The sequence below is a fragment of the Kitasatospora sp. NPDC056138 genome (assembly GCF_042264695.1).
In the GTDB taxonomy this organism is placed as follows: Bacteria; Actinomycetota; Actinomycetes; order Streptomycetales; family Streptomycetaceae; genus Kitasatospora.
Genome location: NZ_JBHJVK010000002.1, coordinates 145489 through 160584, shown reverse-complemented (window position 1 = coordinate 160584; position 15096 = coordinate 145489). Strand labels below are relative to the sequence as shown.

The window sequence follows — 15096 nt, the reverse complement described above, 5'->3', positions numbered from 1 at the left end:
CCTCGGGGCGGTGCCCTGCCCCGCCGGATGCCCCGGTCCCGCCCGGCCCGGGACGCCCCGGGCCGCCCCCGAGCGGCGCCTCAGGGAGTGAGCGCGCCGGCCGCCGGCCGACGGGTGGCCTCGGTGGCGACCGAGGCCGCCGCGCCGACACCGCCGAGGACGCGCGGCCAGAAGTCCCCGAAGACCTCCGCCGAGACGGCGATCAGCATCGCCGTCACCAGCGCCACCAGGTGCTCGAGCCCCGCCAGGTTGGGCAGCAGGACCGCCTCCACGACCATCACCAGCGCCACCGTGCCACCTGTCCACCAGGCCCGGCAGCGGAACGCGACACAGACCGCGAGCGCCACCACGGCCGCCGAGGGCCCGGTGTCCCGGACGTAGGCGTCCAGGTGGTGCAGGCCCAGGAGGTGGCCGGGGCCGAGCGCCACCCCGATCCGGGCGAACAGCGTGCCCGCCAGGGTGCAGGTGTACGCGACGACCAGCGTCATCCGGCGGCCGAGCACGATCTCGGCGATCCCGAACACGAAGAAGACCTGCGCCAGTGCGCCCCAGACCGGCAGGTCCAGCGCGGGCACGTAGAGCGAGAGCGGGGTGCGCAGTAGCGAGGTGTCCAGCGGGAGGGCCGCCTTGACCACCCCGATGTGGGTGACGAAGCGCTCCCCGCCGGGCAGGTGCTGGACGATGCTGAACAGCATCACCAGTGCCGTTGCCGTGCAGGCCAGCGGAACGGCCGCGAGGCGCTTGGCCACCACCGTCTCCCGCACGGCGGTGAACAGCACGCCCCACTCGGCGGCAGCGGCGCGCCTGGCATGCGCCAGTGCCCCGGTCTGCCCGCCGCCCGCCCGGGTCATCTGCTTCACGGCTGCGCTCCCCATTGCTCCCTGAGAAAAGGACCTCGGCTGTGTGCTCACGATTCCGTGAGCCACTACATCCACAGTAGGCAGCGGATAAACGCTCTGCCTCAGCTTCCAAGGGGAATCGCGGGTCATCCTGTAGGGGGAGACAAACTGCCCGACTACCGCCGCTCGACCGGTAGCTTGTACCCGACCCTGAGTATTCGACCGTTCTCTGTCAGGTATTCGAGCAGGTCAGCGAGGTATGACCGGGGACTGTCCGGCTGGGTGCCCTCCGCCCCCCGGCGGAGGGACTCCCTCTTCCCACTCCGCTCCGCCGCCGACGGGTCAGGAGCCGTCCGCCGGAGCGGCCGCCCTCACGTGTCGGCGACGGAACAGAGCGGGGAGGCTCGGTACGGTGATGAAGCCCTCGGCGCGGGCGCTGGCGATGCCGATCCGGGGGATCTCGCTGCTCTTCTCGAACAGCAGATAACGCGGTTCCCAGATCGGGCGGTACTTCGCATTGGCCCGGTAGAGGGATTCGATCTGCCACCAACGGGAGAAGAAACCGAGGACCGAACGCCAGAGTCGGAGTACCGGCCCGGCACCCAGCTTGGAACCTCGTTCGAAAACGGATCGGAACATCGCGAAGTTCAGCGAGACCCGTTCGAGGTCGACCTCCTTCGCGCGCTGCAGGAGTTCGATCACCATGAATTCCATCAGACCGTTCTCGGTCTCCCGGTCCCGGCGCATCAGGTCCAGCGAAAGGCCCTTCTCGCCCCACGGCACAAAGCTCAGCAACGCGCTCAGATCGCCGTTCGCGTCATGGCATTCCAGCATCACGCAGCGGCCGTCGTCCGGGTCGCCGAGGCGGCCCAGCGCCATCGAGAAACCGCGCTCGGTGGCGCCGTCCCGCCAGTGGTCCGCCTTCCCGACCAGCTCCGCCATCTCGCTCTCGGGGATGTCCTCGTGCCGGCGGATCCGCACGGTGTACCCGGCCCGCTTCACCCGGTTGTACGCCTGCCTGACCACCCGCATCGCCCGGCCGTCCAGCGAGAACTCGTCCAGCTCGACGATCGCCTCGTCACCCAGCTCCAGCGCGTCCAGACCGTGCCGGGCGTAGATCACCCCGGCCTCCTCCGAGGCACCCATCACGGCCGGCGCCCAGGCGTGCTCCCTGGCCTCGGCCAGCCAGGCGTCGATCGCCCCCGGCCAGGCCTCCGGGTCGCCGATCGGGTCGCCCGAGGCCAGCGACACACCGCCGACCACCCGGTAGGCCACGGCCGCCTTGCCGCTCGGCGAGAAGATCACCGCCTTGTCCCGGCGCAGCGCGAAGTACCCCAGCGAGTCCCGCTCGCCCTGCTTGTCCAGCAGCACCCGCAGCTTCTGCTCGTCCTCGTGGGTGAGCAGCTCCTGCCCGCGCGGGCTGCGGAAGGCCAGGTAGACCACCAGCAGGAAGAGCAGCGCGCTCATCGCGTTGATGAAGGCGTTCACCCAGGTCGGCACGTTGATCACGTCGACCACGTGGGACGAGGGCTCGATGGTGACCATCCGGGCGATCGAGTAGCCGAAGCGGTCCCAGAAGGTGGCGCCCGAGATGGTGTTGGTGAGCTGGACCAGCACCGAGCCGACCGAACCGCCCACGACCAGGCCGCCGACCACCGCGGCCAGCCCGGTCTTCGGGTTGGAGCGGTCCCCCTTGGAGGTGAACTCCCGGCGCCCGACCAGCAGCGCCACCAGGAACAGCCCGGTGATGATCATGGAGAACCAGTTGAACCCGTGCCGGACGTAGTCCTCGCCCTGGTCGGACAGGGTCATCAGCAGCACGAAGACCAGGAAGGTCAGCCCGCCCACGACGACGTTGAAGATCCAGGCGGCCCGCTTGCGCCGCCGCATCGCCACCGCCAGGAACAGCGACAGCACCGCGGAGGTCAGACCGGCGGTCACCAGGTACGGGGTGAAGAACTCACCCTCGTTGTGCGACTCCACCTGGTTGCGGAACGGCACGGCCAGCACCGCCACCAGGTTCAGCACCGCCACCAGCCGCAGGTACCAGACGGTTGCCATGGCGGCCCTCGGCCGCCAGCGGGCCAGCAGGCTCGCCGATGCGCCGGAGCGCTCGGTGGGAACGGCAGACGGCTCCGGCTTCACTGTGGAGGACACGGCTCAATTCCAAACGATCAGTTGTGGGGGCGCATCCGCACCGCGCCCACGGCACCGATCCGGGCCGGTGGGGCCGGGTTCCGATCGGCTCGGTCCAGCAGGGGGCGCCGCAATCCATGGTTGCTCACCGAAGATGAGAATGACGTGAACCAGGTAGCCGATTCGGGCCCCCGCCGATCGGCGGGGGTCGCCTCCCTCCGATCAGGGCGCCACCCGCTCCCACCTGCCCCTAGGCTCGAACCCGGCAGAACTTCGGCCGCCACCCGCGCACCCGCCCAACCCGAGGAGAAGAAGACCATGACGCCGATCCGCGTACTCATCGTGGACGACGAGATCCTGGTCCGCTCCGGCCTCGGCCTGATCGTCGGATCCGCCCCCGACCTGGAAGTCGTCGGCGACTGCTCCGGGAGCCAGGCCGAGGACCGGGTCACCGCACTGCGCCCGCACGTCGTGCTGCTGGACATCCGGATGCCCGACCTGGACGGCATCTCGGTGCTCCGCCGGCTGCGCACCCTGCCCAGCCCCCCGGCCGTGGCCATGCTCACCACCTTCGACACCGACGAGTACATCGGCACCGCGCTGCGCGGCGGAGCCGCCGGGTTCCTGCTCAAGGACACCGCCCCCGACCAGCTGGTGCACGCCGTACGGGTGCTCGCGGCCGGCGGCAGCGTGCTCTCCCCGACCGTCACCCGCACCGTGATCAGCGGCTACGTCGAGGGCGGCGGCCCGGACGCCGAGGCGGCCGCCCTCACCCGCGGGCTCACCGGCCGCGAGCTGGACGTCCTCGCCCTGCTCGGCGAGGGCCTGTCCAACGCCGAGATCGCCGACCGGCTCTTCCTGGGCACCGGCACCGTCAAGGACCACATCAGCGCCATCCTCGGCAAGCTGGGCGCCGCCAACCGGGTCCAGGCCGCCGTGGTCGCCAACCGGGCCGGCCTGGTCCGCGCTCCCGAGCAAAACGGCGAATGACCACCACCGCACCCACCGGTCCCGACGGCGGACCCGCCGCCACCCGCCCGGCACCGGCGCCGCGCCGCACCCGTCCCGGGTGGCTCACCGCCCCCTGGCTGATGCTGCTGGTGCCGGTGCTGGCCTCCGCGGTGGACTCCGTCCTGGTCACCCTGGACAACCCGTGGTGGCAGCGCCTCCTGGCCGCGCTGGCCACCCTGGCGCTGCTGCTGCGCCGCCGCTACCCGGTCCTGGTGCTGCTGCTCACGCTGCCCGCCGCCTTCGTCACCTACATCTGGATCGCCCCGATAACCGCCGTCTACTCGGTGGCCTCCCGGCGGCCCCGGCCGTGGGTCGCGGTGCTCTGCGCCTCCGTCTTCGCCCTGGTCGAGTTCTTCCACTGGCCGTTCGCCGACCACCCGCTCGCGTTCGACCGCGACAACGCGCTGTACGCCATCCAGTGCGCGATGCTCGGGGCCGGGCCCACCGCGCTCGGCCTGCTCTCCCGCACCCGGCGCGAGCTGGCCGTCCGGCTGGACGAACTGACCAAGGGCCAGCGCCGCGAGAGCCGGCTGCTCGCCGAGCGGGTGCTCTCCACCGAGCGGGCCCGGCTGGCCCGTGAGATGCACGACGTGGTCTCGCACCAGGTCAGCCTGATCAGCATCCAGGCCGGCGCGCTCCAGGTGAGCACCGGCGACCCGGCGGCCAAGGCCACCGCCGTCACCATCAGGGAGCTCTCCGTCCGCACCCTGGTGGAGCTGCGGCAGATGGTGGGCGTCCTGCGCGCCGCCGGCGTACCGCCGCACGAACCGCTCGCCCCGCAGCCCAGGCTGGCCGACCTGCCCCGGCTGATCGAGGGCAGCGGGCTGAGCGTGAGCAGCGAACTCAGCCCCGGCGACCGGCCCTGGCCGGAAGCGGTCGAGCGGGCCGCCTACCGCACCGTCCAGGAGGCCCTGACCAACATCACCAAGCACGCCCCCGGCGCCCCCGTCGAGGTCCGCCTCGCCGCCCGGGGCGCCCGGCTGCTGGTCGAGGTCCACAACGAGCGCCCGCCCCGGCGGCCGGGGCCGATGCCGCTGCCCGGCGGCGGCCACGGCCTGGTCGGCCTGCGCGAGCGCGCCCAGCTCCTCGGCGGCTCCTTCAGCGCCACCGCCACCGCCGACGGCGGCTTCACCGTCCACGCCGAACTCCCCGCCGCGGGCGAGTAGCCGAGGCGGCCCCCGGGACGCCCGGCACCGGCCTGCGGAGGCGGAGGGGGTTCCGCTTCGGACGACAAAAAAACCCCGCAGATCCGAAGATCTGCGGGGTTTCGCTGTGCGCGAGGGGGGAGTTGAACCCCCACGCCCTTTCGGGCACTGGAACCTGAATCCAGCGCGTCTGCCTATTCCGCCACCCGCGCATGGGTGTTGTCGTTGGATGCTTACCGCTCTTCCGACCTGCCGAGAAGCTTACCGCATCTCCGCTGGTCTTCCGTCCGGCTCCCTTGCGGGCGCCCCTTCCGACATGGAAAACATTAGCACGGCTGGCGGGCTGCCTACGAATCCGTTCCCGCAGGCCCCGCAACCGGAGCCGGCGGAGTGCCCCCGAGTACCTCCGGACGGCGTGCGGGGAAAGCGGGCCAGGGGTGAGGCGGCCCGTCTCCGGGTAGCCCTGGCTTGCCACTCCCGAACACCGTCCCGAAACCGCCCGCCGACCGCTGTGCGAGGGCTCACGACGGGGAGCCACATCCCCGGGGAACCGTACGGATGGGCCGGGCGTGGATACGATCAGTACGGAAGTACCGCAAGTAGGCCGAGCACCTGGCCCGACCGAAGCCCTTGGAAGGGGGTGCCCCGTGGGAGTCCTGAAGAAGTTCGAACAGCGGCTCGAGGGTCTTGTGAACGGCACCTTCGCCAAGGTGTTCAAGTCCGAGGTCCAGCCGGTGGAGATCGCCGGAGCGCTGCAGCGGGAGTGCGACAACAACGCCACCATCTGGAACCGGGACCGCACCGTGGTCCCGAACGACTTCATCGTCGAGCTCAGCCCGCACGACCACGAGCGCCTCAGCCCCTACTCGGGACAGCTGGGCAGCGAGCTGGCCGGCATGGTGCGCGAGTACGCCGAGGCCCAGCGCTACAGCTTCATGGGCCCGCTCCAGGTCGCCCTGGAGAAGGCGGACGACCTCGACACCGGCCTGTACCGGGTGCGCAGCCGCACCCTGGCCTCCGAGGAGCCGCCGCAGCCCACCCAGCCGCCGGCCCAGGCCGGGTACGGGCGCCAGCCCACCCCGCCCGCGCCCGGCGCGCCCTGGCAGCAGCAGAGCGCGGCCACCTACGGTGCGCCGCCCCCGCCGGCCGCACCTCCGGTGGTGCCCCCGGCACCTTCGACACCCCCGGCCGCACCGCCCGCAGCGGGCGGCGGCAACGTGCGCCCGTTCCCGGGCTCGGGCGGCGGCGGCGCGGCCACCCGCCGCTGGATCGAGGTCAACGGAGCCCGCCACCAGGTGACCGGGAACGGCGTCGTGCTCGGCCGGTCCACCGAGGCGGACATCCGCATCGACGACCCCGGGGTCTCCCGCAAGCACGCCGAGATCCGCCCCGGAACACCCGCGATGGTGCTCGACCTGGGGTCCACCAACGGCATCGTGGTGGACGGACAGCACTGCCAGCGCGCTACGCTCCGCGACGGCTCCAGGATCGTCCTGGGGAGCACCACCATCGTCTACCGACAGGTCGAAGGGTAGAGCGGGTCACCTATGTCAGATCTGACCCTGACGGTCATGCGGCTTGGATTCCTCGCCGTGCTGTGGCTGTTCGTCATCGTCGCGGTGCAGGTGATCCGCAGCGACCTGTTCGGCACCAAGGTGAACCCGCGGTCCTCGCGGCGGGCCGCCGGCACCCCCGTCCAGACCGCCGCCGGCACCGGCCGGGCGGCCCAGCCGACGCAGACCGCGCCGGCCCAGCCGCGGCAGCGCCGCGGTGCGCCCACCCAGCTGGTGGTGGTGCAGGGCTCACTGGCCGGCACCACGGTGGCCCTGCAGGGCCAGACCATCACGCTCGGCCGGGCGCACGACTCGACCATCGTGCTGGACGACGACTACGCCTCCTCCAGGCATGCCAGGATCTACCCGGATCAGACTGGGCAGTGGACGGTCGAGGATCTAGGCTCCACCAACGGCACCTATCTCGACCGGCAACGGCTCACCGTGCCCACCCCGCTCCAGCCGGGCATGCCGATCCGTATCGGCAGGACCGTCATCGAACTGCGGAAGTAGTAGCGCATGAGGGACAGCATCCCGTTCACGCCCGGCCGGGCAGGCGGCTGCAACGCTGCCGCCCTGGTGCGCACCGACGCCCTGAAGGGGGTTCGTTCCGCATGACCGAGCGAATCGTCAGCTCCGCGCCCGGCGAAGCCGCCCTGAGGCGAATCGAGGCAGAGGCATGAGTCTGGTGCTGCGCTTCGCCGCCGGTTCCCACAAGGGGCTGATCCGGGAGGGCAACGAGGACTCCGGCTACGCCGGGCCGCGGCTGCTCGCGGTGGCCGACGGCATGGGCGGCGCGGCGGCCGGCGAGGTCGCCTCCTCCGAGGTGCTCGGCTCGATCGTCCGCCTGGACGAGGACATCCCGGGCGCCGACCTGCTCACCCTGCTGAAGGACGCGGTCCAGGGCGCCAACGACCGGCTGCGCCAGATGGTCGAGGAGGACCCGCAGCTCGAAGGCATGGGCTGCACCCTCACCGCCATGCTCTGGACCGGCCAGCGGATGGGCCTGGTCCACATCGGCGACTCCCGCGCCTACCTGCTGCGCGACGGCACCCTGAGCCAGATCACCCAGGACCACACCTGGGTGCAGCGGCTGGTGGACGAGGGCCGGATCACGCCGGAGGAGGCCGAGACCCACCCGCAGCGCTCCCTGCTGATGCGCGCCCTGGACGGCCGCGGCCAGGTCGAGCCTGACCTGTCGATCCGCGACGTCCGGGCCGGCGACCGCTACATGATCTGCTCGGACGGCCTGTCCGGACCGGTCAGCCACCAGACCCTGGAGGAGACGCTCGGGAGCTTCTACGCCCCGGAGCAGACCGTCCAGGAGCTGATCCAGCTGGCCCTGCGCGGCGGCGGCCCGGACAACATCACCTGCATCGTCGCGGACGTGATCGACGTCGGCGCGACCGACACCCTCAGCGGCCGGCTCGCCGACATCCCGGTGGTGGTCGGCGCGGTCGCCGACGCGCCGCCGTCCAGCGTGCACGACCAGGCCCTGCTGAACACCCCGGCCGGCCGCGCCGCCGGTCTCGGCCGGCCTCCGCAGGGCCCGCAGGGCGCCTTCGGCCCAGCCAGCGGCTACGAGCAGCCGGGCTTCGGCCCCGCCGAGGGCTACGGCTACGGCGACGGCGAGGCCCAGGGCGGCTACGGCGAGGCGTACGGCGCGGCCGAGCAGCAGCCGTACCAGGACGACTTCGAGGACGACGAGGACGGCCCGCGCCGCAAGGGCCGCTGGCTGAAGGTCTCGCTGGCCGTGGCGCTCGCGCTCGGCGTGCTCGGCGGCGGCGGCTGGTTCGGCTGGCAGTGGACCCAGGGGCAGTACTACGTCGGGGCCGACGGCGAGCACGTCGCGGTCTACCGCGGCGTCAACCAGAACCTGGCCGGACTCAACCTCTCCTCGGTGTACGAACAGCACGACGACATCGAACTCAAGTTCCTGCCGGCGTACCAGCGCACCCAGGTGAGCAACACCATCCAGGCCAAGAGCCTGGACGACGCCCGCGACCAGGTGAAGCGCCTCGGCGCCCAGGCGGCGGTCTGCAAGAAGGTCTCCGAGGGCGCCAAACCCGCCGCCCAGGCCCCGACCGCCTCGCCGAGCCCCAGCCCCGCCGTCGGCAGCGCCATCGGCGGCGCGCCCACCCCGGCCCAGGACGCCGCCCACCCCGCCACGACCGGCACCCCGGCCGCCGGCAGCCCCGGGGGCGCGCCGACCCTCACCGAGCAGGAACAGCAGCTGGCCAACTCCTGCGCGACCCAGTGATCCGGCCCCCGCGGGCCCACTCAGCCGTCAGGGAGCGGCCACTACGTGAGCACCTTTGACCTGAGCAGCACTCACTCCGACAGCAGTCGGCGCAGCAGCGGCAACCCCCGCGGGCGGTCCGGCATGCGCCCCCGGCGCCGCGAGAACACCACGATCACCCCGCAGGGGACGCCCAACCGGCGCAACACCGAGCTGGCCATGCTGGCCTTCGCGGTGCTGCTGCCGATCCTCGCGTACGCCAACGTCGGCCTCGCCATGGACAAGAAGCTGCCCGGCGGCATGCTGGCCTACGGCGCCGGAATGGGCACGCTCGCCCTGGTCGCGCACCTGGCGATGCGCCGCTTCGCACCGTACGCCGACCCGCTGCTGCTGCCGCTCGGCACCCTGCTCAACGGGCTCGGCCTGGTGATGATCTGGCGGCTCGACAAGGCCGGCAAGCTGCTGCGCGGCAACTTCCCGGCGGCGGCCAACCAGCTGATGTGGTCCGGACTGGGGATCGCCCTCTTCATCGGGGTGATCGTGCTGCTGAAGGACCACCGGATCCTCCAGCGCTACACCTACATCTCGATGGCCGTCGCGCTGGTGCTGCTCGCCGCACCCGCGTTCTTCCCCTCCCGCGCGGAGGACTTCGGCGCCAAGATCTGGATCCGCTTCGGCAGCTTCTCGTTCCAGCCCGGCGAGTTCGCCAAGATCATCCTGACCGTCTTCTTCTCCGGGTACCTGATGGTCAAGCGGGACGCCCTGGCGCTCGCCAGCCGCCGCTTCATGGGCCTGTACCTGCCGCGCGGGCGCGACCTCGGCCCGATCATCGTGGTCTGGCTGCTCTCCATCCTGATCCTGGTCTTCGAGACCGACCTCGGCACCTCGTTCCTGTTCTTCGGCCTCTTCGTGGTGATGCTCTACGTCGCCACCGAGCGCACCAGCTGGATCGTCTTCGGCCTGCTGATGTCCATCGGCGGCGCGGCCGTGGTCGCCACCTCCGAGCCGCACGTCAAGACCCGGATCGACGCCTGGCTGGACCCGATGGCCGCCTTCGCGCCCAAGCCGCCGCCGGGCTCCACCGAGCAGATCGGCCAGACCCTGATGGCCTTCGGCTCCGGCGGGGTCACCGGCTCCGGACTCGGCCAGGGCCGCTCCTGGCTGATCCAGTTCGCCGCGAAGAGCGACTTCATCCTCGGCTCCTTCGGCGAGGAACTCGGCCTCACCGGCATGATGGCGCTCTTCCTGCTGTACGCCCTGATCGTGCAGCGCGGTCTGCGCACCGCCGTCGCCGCCCGCGACCCGTTCGGCAAGCTGCTCGCCGTCGGCCTCTCCTCGGCCTTCGCGCTCCAGGTCTTCGTGGTGGCCGGCGGTGTCACCGGACTGATCCCGCTCACCGGTATGACCATGCCGTTCCTGGCCCAGGGCGGATCGTCCGTGGTCGCCAACTGGGCACTGATCGCCCTGCTGCTGAAGATAAGCGACAGCGCCCGGCGCCCCTCCGCGGAACCGACCCAGGCCTCACCGTCGTGAAGAGACATGCGATTGAATCTGACCCGGTGACCGTACGAAGGAGGCGAGGAGCCAAGTGAACAAGCCCATCCGCAGGGTCTCGATCTTCTGCCTGGTGCTGATCCTCGCCCTGCTGCTCCGGACCAACTGGGTGCAGGGCGTCCAGGCCGACGCCTGGGCGAGCAACAGCCACAACGAGCGCAACGAGTACGACCGCTACGCCTACCCGCGCGGCAACATCATCGTGGGCGGGAACCCCGTCACCAAGTCCGACTTCGTCAACGGGCTGCGCTACAAGTACAAGCGCGCCTGGATCGACGGGCCGATGTACGCCCCGGTCACCGGCTACTCCTCCCAGGCGTACAAGAGCAGCCAGCTGGAGAACCTGGAGGACGGCATCCTCTCCGGCACCGACTCCCGGCTGTTCTTCCGCAACACCCTCGACATGCTGACGGGCAAGCAGAAGCAGGGCGGCGACGTCGTCACCACGATCAACCCCAAGGCGCAGAAGGCGGCCTTCGACGGTCTGGGCAACAAGAAGGGCGCCGCCGTCGCCCTCGACCCGAAGACCGGCGCCATCCTGGCCCTGGTCTCCACCCCCTCGTACGACCCGTCGACCTTCGCGGGCGGCGACCCGGCCACCGACGGCAAGGCGTGGACGGCGCTGCTGAACGACCCGAACAAGCCGATGCTGAACCGGGCGCTGAAGGAAACCTATCCGCCCGGCTCCACCTTCAAGCTGGTCACGGCCACCGCCGCCTTCGAGAACGGCATGTTCCAGGGCCCGGACGACAAGACCTCCACCCCGGACCCGTACGTCCTGCCCGGCACCAAGACCGAGCTGAAGAACGACAGCGACACCGAGCCCTGCCAGGACGCCACCCTGCGGGTTGCCATGGAGTACTCCTGCAACACCGTCTACGGCAAGATCGGCGCCGACCTCGGCAAGGACAAGCTGCGGGCCGAGGCCGAGAAGTTCGGCTTCAACAACGACAAGATCGACACCCCGATCCGCGCCGTCCCCAGCTACTTCCCCAAGAACTCCACCCCCGACGGCACCGCGATGGACGCCATCGGACAGCACGACACCCGCGCCACCCCGCTGCAGATGGCCATGGTCGCCTCCGCGATCGCCAACAACGGCACCCTGATGCAGCCGTACCTGGTCGACGAGGAGCGCGCGGCCAACCTCACCACCATCTCCAAGCACACCGAGCACCAGTTCAGCCAGCCGATGAAGCCCGAGACCGCGCAGAAGCTCCAGCAGCTGATGGAGAGCGTCGTCCAGAACGGCACCGGCACGAAGGCGCAGATCGACGGCGTCACGGTCGGCGGCAAGACCGGTACCGCCCAGCACGGCCAGGACAACTCCGGACTGCCGTTCGCCTGGTTCATCTCCTACGCCAAGGGCACCAACGGCCAGCAGGTCGCGGTCGCCGTGGTGGTCGAGGACGGCGCCGCGTCGAGCAACGAGATCAGCGGCGGAAGCATCGCCGCACCGATCGCCAAGTCGGTGATGCAGGCGGTGCTCGACAAGTAGGACCCGACGAGTGGCCCCGGTACGGGTGGCAGGCTTGTCACAATGGGACCCGGCCGGTCGATACCGGTCTGGTCTCAGCTGGCTGCCTGCTCCGGCGGGCTCTGGTAGGACCGGTAGCGTATCCGCAGCAGCGGGTGTGCCCGCCGCTCGCCCGCGGCCCGTGCCGTGGGGCGGTCGTCACAGAACCACCGTGACGGCCGGCAGCGTCCAACAGAGCGTGCGGGGACACCTACGTCACATCCTCACCGGCAGGTGAGGGAGAGGGTCGGAACTATGGAAGAGCCTCGTCGCCTCGGCGGCAGGTACGAGCTCGGCGGCGTCCTCGGGCGCGGCGGCATGGCCGAGGTGTACCTCGCCCATGACACCCGGCTCGGCCGCTCCGTCGCAGTGAAGACGCTCCGGGCCGACATGGCCCGGGATCCGTCGTTCCAGGCCCGCTTCCGCCGCGAAGCCCAGTCCGCGGCCTCCCTGAACCACCCCGCCATCGTCGCCGTCTACGACACGGGCGAGGACTACATCGACGGCATCTCCATCCCGTACATCGTGATGGAGTACGTCGAGGGTTCCACCCTGCGCGAGCTGCTGCACTCCGGCCGCCGGCTGCTGCCCGAGCGCGCGCTGGAGATGACCATCGGGATCCTCCAGGCGCTGGAGTACTCCCACCGGGCCGGCATCGTCCACCGCGACATCAAGCCCGCCAACGTCATGCTCACCAAGCAGGGCAACGTCAAGGTCATGGACTTCGGCATCGCCCGCGCCATGGGTGACGCCGGCATGACGATGACCCAGACCTCCGCCGTCATCGGCACCGCCCAGTACCTCTCCCCGGAGCAGGCCAAGGGCGAGACCGTCGACGCCCGCTCCGACCTCTACTCCACCGGCTGCCTGCTCTACGAGCTGCTCACCGTGCGCCCGCCGTTCATCGGCGACTCGCCGGTCGCCGTGGCGTACCAGCACGTCCGCGAGGAGGCCATGCCGCCCTCCTCCTACGACCCCGAGGTCCGTCCCGAGATCGACGCGATCGTGCTCAAGGCCCTGGCCAAGGAGCGCGACTACCGCTACCAGAGTGCCGACGAGATGCGCGACGACATCGAGCGCTTCCTCGACGGCCTCCCGGTCGCCGCCGCCCAGCAGGCCGCCGCGTACGGCATGGGCGGCCCCGGTTACGGCTACGACCAGCACGGCTACCCCGCGCAGCACGACCCGTACGGCCAGACCAACATGCTCCCGCAGCAGGGCGGCGGCCCGACCGCCATGATGTCGCCGGTCGGCGGCCAGCAGCCCGGCTACGGCTACCAGGACGGCTCCGGCGGCGCCGACGGCGGCTACGACGACACCTACGAGCGGGGCGGCCGCCGCCAGGACCAGCCGAAGAAGAGCAACACCTCCTGGATCGTCCTGGCCATCGCGGCCGTCCTGGTGCTGGTCGGCGCCTACTTCGTGGTGGACGCCATGACCCAGACGGGCGGCGCCACCACCGGCAGCACCGGCAAGGTGGCCGTGCCCAACCTGGTCGGCAAGTCCCTGAAGGACGCCCAGGCCGCCGCGGCCGCCGTGAACGACAAGCTCCAGGTCACCGCGGCCGACCCGGTCGCCTGCCCGGACACCACCATCCAGAAGGACCAGGTCTGCACCCAGGAGCCGGGCGTCGGCATCCAGGTCGAGGTGAGCACCCCGATCAAGGTGCACCTCTCCAGCGGCCCGGCCGCCACCGCCGTGCCGGACGTCACCGGCCAGTCCTCGGACGCCGCGAAGGCCGCGCTGACCAAGGCGGGCTTCACGGTCGGCAACGTCACCTACAAGAACGACGACAACACGCCGCAGGACAAGGTCCTCTCCCAGTCGGTCACCGGCAACGCCGCCCCGGGCACCTCGGTCGACCTGGTGCTCTCCCAGGGCAAGACCAAGACGGCCGTCCCCGGGGTGATCGGCCAGCAGACCGACGCCGCCCGGCAGGCCCTCCAGCAGGCGGGCTTCGTGGTGGAGGTCAAGACCACACCGGCCACCGACCCCACCAAGGTCGACATCGTCGCCGACCAGAACCCCCCGGCCAACAGCAAGGCGGCCCAGGGCTCCACGGTCACCCTGACCGTCTACAAGACGCCGGACAAGGTGCCCGTCCCGGACGTGAAGGGCAAGACCGTCAAGGACGCCATGGGCATCCTGAAGTCGGCCGGCCTGCAGTGGACCTTCGGCGGCGCTGGCGGCGACAGCAACAACATCGTCGTCAACACCAACCCCGGCACGAACAACCTGGTGGACTCCGGTTCCAGCGTCCAGCTGATCACCATGCCGGGTGACCCGCGGGGAAACGGCGGCAACGGCGGCACCAGCCCCAACCCCCCGACCAACCACTGATCACGGACAGCTGAACACCGCAGGGACACCGGAGGGGGCCGCATCCGCGGCCCCCTCCGCGCTGCCCGCCGCACCGTCGGCCGGGACCTCACCGCCTGCCGTGGCCGGAGCGCCGCCGCCTGCCGGGCCCCGGGGCGGCGCCCAGGGTGCAGAGCATGTCCACCCGGCCGCCCAGGGTGGGCACCTCGCAGGCGGTGTCCGCGACCCGGACGCTCATCGCGGCCACCACCGCCCGCTCCACCTCCAGCTGCCGGACCAGCCGGGCGTACGCCTCCCTGAGCTCGGCCAGCTCCTCCCGCGGCCCCGCCACCGCCCGCTGGGCGATCTCGGCCGCCATCGCCTCCGGCCAGGAGACCGGCGCCTGCGCCAGGTCGAGCAGGTGCCGCCGGACCTGCCGCGCCACCTCACTGTCCCGCAGCAGCATCGCCACGTTCAGCACCGCCCGGCGGGGGAAGACCAGCAGGCCGCGGCCCGGGGATCTTCCAGGGGCCGGGTCGACCCCCGGAAGATCCCGCAGCCCGGCGCCCTTCAGCAGGGCCATACCGCTGCCCGCGAGCTCCTCGCGGTGGCGTCGGACCAAGGTCCGGACGGCCTCCTCGTCCACGTCGAAGTAGGCGGCCACCATGGACCGCGTCAGATGCGGCCCGTCCGGCAGCGGCCCGGGCGCCCTGACCCGGTCGAGGGCCTCGGTGCGGTCCACCAGGCTGCCGCGCATGGTGCGGGATTCGAGAAGTACGGCTTCGTGGTCCATCGGCGCTCGCCT

The 15096-nt window shown here is 71.3% G+C and carries 11 protein-coding genes and 1 tRNA gene; 8 read left to right on the top strand and 4 right to left on the bottom strand.

Annotated features, from left to right (window positions below; all coding sequences use genetic code 11):
- Positions 1–80: 80 nt before the first annotated feature.
- Together ACFC1R_RS02260 and ACFC1R_RS02255 are read right to left on the bottom strand one after the other, a co-directional pair.
- Entirely contained in the window at positions 81–851 is a 771-nt protein-coding gene (locus ACFC1R_RS02260; protein WP_375931645.1) for a hypothetical protein, read from the bottom strand.
- 330 nt (positions 852–1181) lie between these two features.
- Positions 1182–2900: a phosphatidylglycerol lysyltransferase domain-containing protein gene (locus tag ACFC1R_RS02255; RefSeq protein ID WP_375931642.1), complete on the bottom strand. Its 1719-nt coding sequence runs from the start codon at positions 2898–2900 to the stop codon at positions 1182–1184.
- A gap of 393 nt (positions 2901–3293) precedes the next feature.
- On the opposite strand from ACFC1R_RS02255, the gene ACFC1R_RS02250 reads away from it, so the two are divergent.
- Positions 3294–3965 (top strand): response regulator, encoded by a 672-nt coding sequence (locus ACFC1R_RS02250; RefSeq protein ID WP_375931244.1) that lies wholly within the window; start codon positions 3294–3296, stop codon positions 3963–3965.
- Entirely contained in the window at positions 3962–5152 is a 1191-nt protein-coding gene (locus ACFC1R_RS02245; protein WP_375931241.1) for a sensor histidine kinase, read from the top strand. The genes ACFC1R_RS02250 and ACFC1R_RS02245 overlap by 4 nt, the downstream gene beginning before the upstream one ends.
- Positions 5153–5259: 107 nt before the next feature.
- Here the strand turns inward: ACFC1R_RS02245 and ACFC1R_RS02240 are convergent.
- Positions 5260–5343, bottom strand: a tRNA-Leu gene (locus ACFC1R_RS02240).
- A gap of 435 nt (positions 5344–5778) precedes the next feature.
- On the opposite strand from ACFC1R_RS02240, the gene ACFC1R_RS02235 reads away from it, so the two are divergent.
- From ACFC1R_RS02235 to pknB, 6 genes are all read left to right on the top strand, one after another.
- Complete coding sequence (locus ACFC1R_RS02235) at positions 5779–6666, top strand: FhaA domain-containing protein (RefSeq protein ID WP_375931238.1); 888 nt, start codon at positions 5779–5781, stop codon at positions 6664–6666.
- 12 nt (positions 6667–6678) lie between these two features.
- Positions 6679–7197, top strand: a complete 519-nt coding sequence (locus ACFC1R_RS02230) for an FHA domain-containing protein (protein ID WP_375931235.1) — start codon at positions 6679–6681, stop codon at positions 7195–7197.
- Positions 7198–7363: 166 nt separating this feature from the next.
- On the top strand, positions 7364–8944 hold the full coding sequence (locus ACFC1R_RS02225) for a protein phosphatase 2C domain-containing protein (protein WP_375931232.1): 1581 nt from the start codon (positions 7364–7366) through the stop codon (positions 8942–8944).
- Positions 8945–9067: 123 nt separating this feature from the next.
- Entirely contained in the window at positions 9068–10456 is a 1389-nt protein-coding gene (locus ACFC1R_RS02220; protein WP_375931639.1) for an FtsW/RodA/SpoVE family cell cycle protein, read from the top strand.
- A gap of 55 nt (positions 10457–10511) precedes the next feature.
- Positions 10512–11975: a peptidoglycan D,D-transpeptidase FtsI family protein gene (locus ACFC1R_RS02215; RefSeq protein WP_375931229.1), complete on the top strand. Its 1464-nt coding sequence runs from the start codon at positions 10512–10514 to the stop codon at positions 11973–11975.
- A gap of 273 nt (positions 11976–12248) precedes the next feature.
- Positions 12249–14333 carry a Stk1 family PASTA domain-containing Ser/Thr kinase gene (gene pknB, locus ACFC1R_RS02210; RefSeq protein ID WP_375931226.1) on the top strand — a complete coding sequence of 695 codons (2085 nt, stop codon included), beginning with the start codon at positions 12249–12251 and terminating at the stop codon, positions 14331–14333.
- A gap of 88 nt (positions 14334–14421) precedes the next feature.
- Here the strand turns inward: pknB and ACFC1R_RS02205 are convergent, their stop codons facing one another.
- The gene (locus tag ACFC1R_RS02205) at positions 14422–15084 is read right to left on the bottom strand and encodes a hypothetical protein (RefSeq protein ID WP_375931223.1); all 663 of its coding nucleotides are present in this window, start codon (positions 15082–15084) and stop codon (positions 14422–14424) included.
- Positions 15085–15096: the final 12 nt, after the last annotated feature.

Bases quoted from the DNA above. Each gene is read 5' to 3' on its own strand.
- ACFC1R_RS02260 (WP_375931645.1), bottom strand. From the start codon at position 851: ATGACCCGGGCGGGCGGCGGGCAGACCGGGGCACTGGCGCATGCCAGG.
- ACFC1R_RS02255 (WP_375931642.1), bottom strand. From the start codon at position 2,900: ATGGCAACCGTCTGGTACCTGCGGCTGGTGGCGGTGCTGAACCTGGTG.
- ACFC1R_RS02250 (WP_375931244.1), top strand. From the start codon at position 3,294: ATGACGCCGATCCGCGTACTCATCGTGGACGACGAGATCCTGGTCCGC.
- ACFC1R_RS02245 (WP_375931241.1), top strand. From the start codon at position 3,962: ATGACCACCACCGCACCCACCGGTCCCGACGGCGGACCCGCCGCCACC.
- ACFC1R_RS02230 (WP_375931235.1), top strand. From the start codon at position 6,679: ATGTCAGATCTGACCCTGACGGTCATGCGGCTTGGATTCCTCGCCGTG.
- ACFC1R_RS02225 (WP_375931232.1), top strand. From the start codon at position 7,364: ATGAGTCTGGTGCTGCGCTTCGCCGCCGGTTCCCACAAGGGGCTGATC.
- ACFC1R_RS02220 (WP_375931639.1), top strand. From the start codon at position 9,068: ATGCGCCCCCGGCGCCGCGAGAACACCACGATCACCCCGCAGGGGACG.
- pknB (WP_375931226.1), top strand. From the start codon at position 12,249: ATGGAAGAGCCTCGTCGCCTCGGCGGCAGGTACGAGCTCGGCGGCGTC.
- ACFC1R_RS02205 (WP_375931223.1), bottom strand. From the start codon at position 15,084: ATGGACCACGAAGCCGTACTTCTCGAATCCCGCACCATGCGCGGCAGC.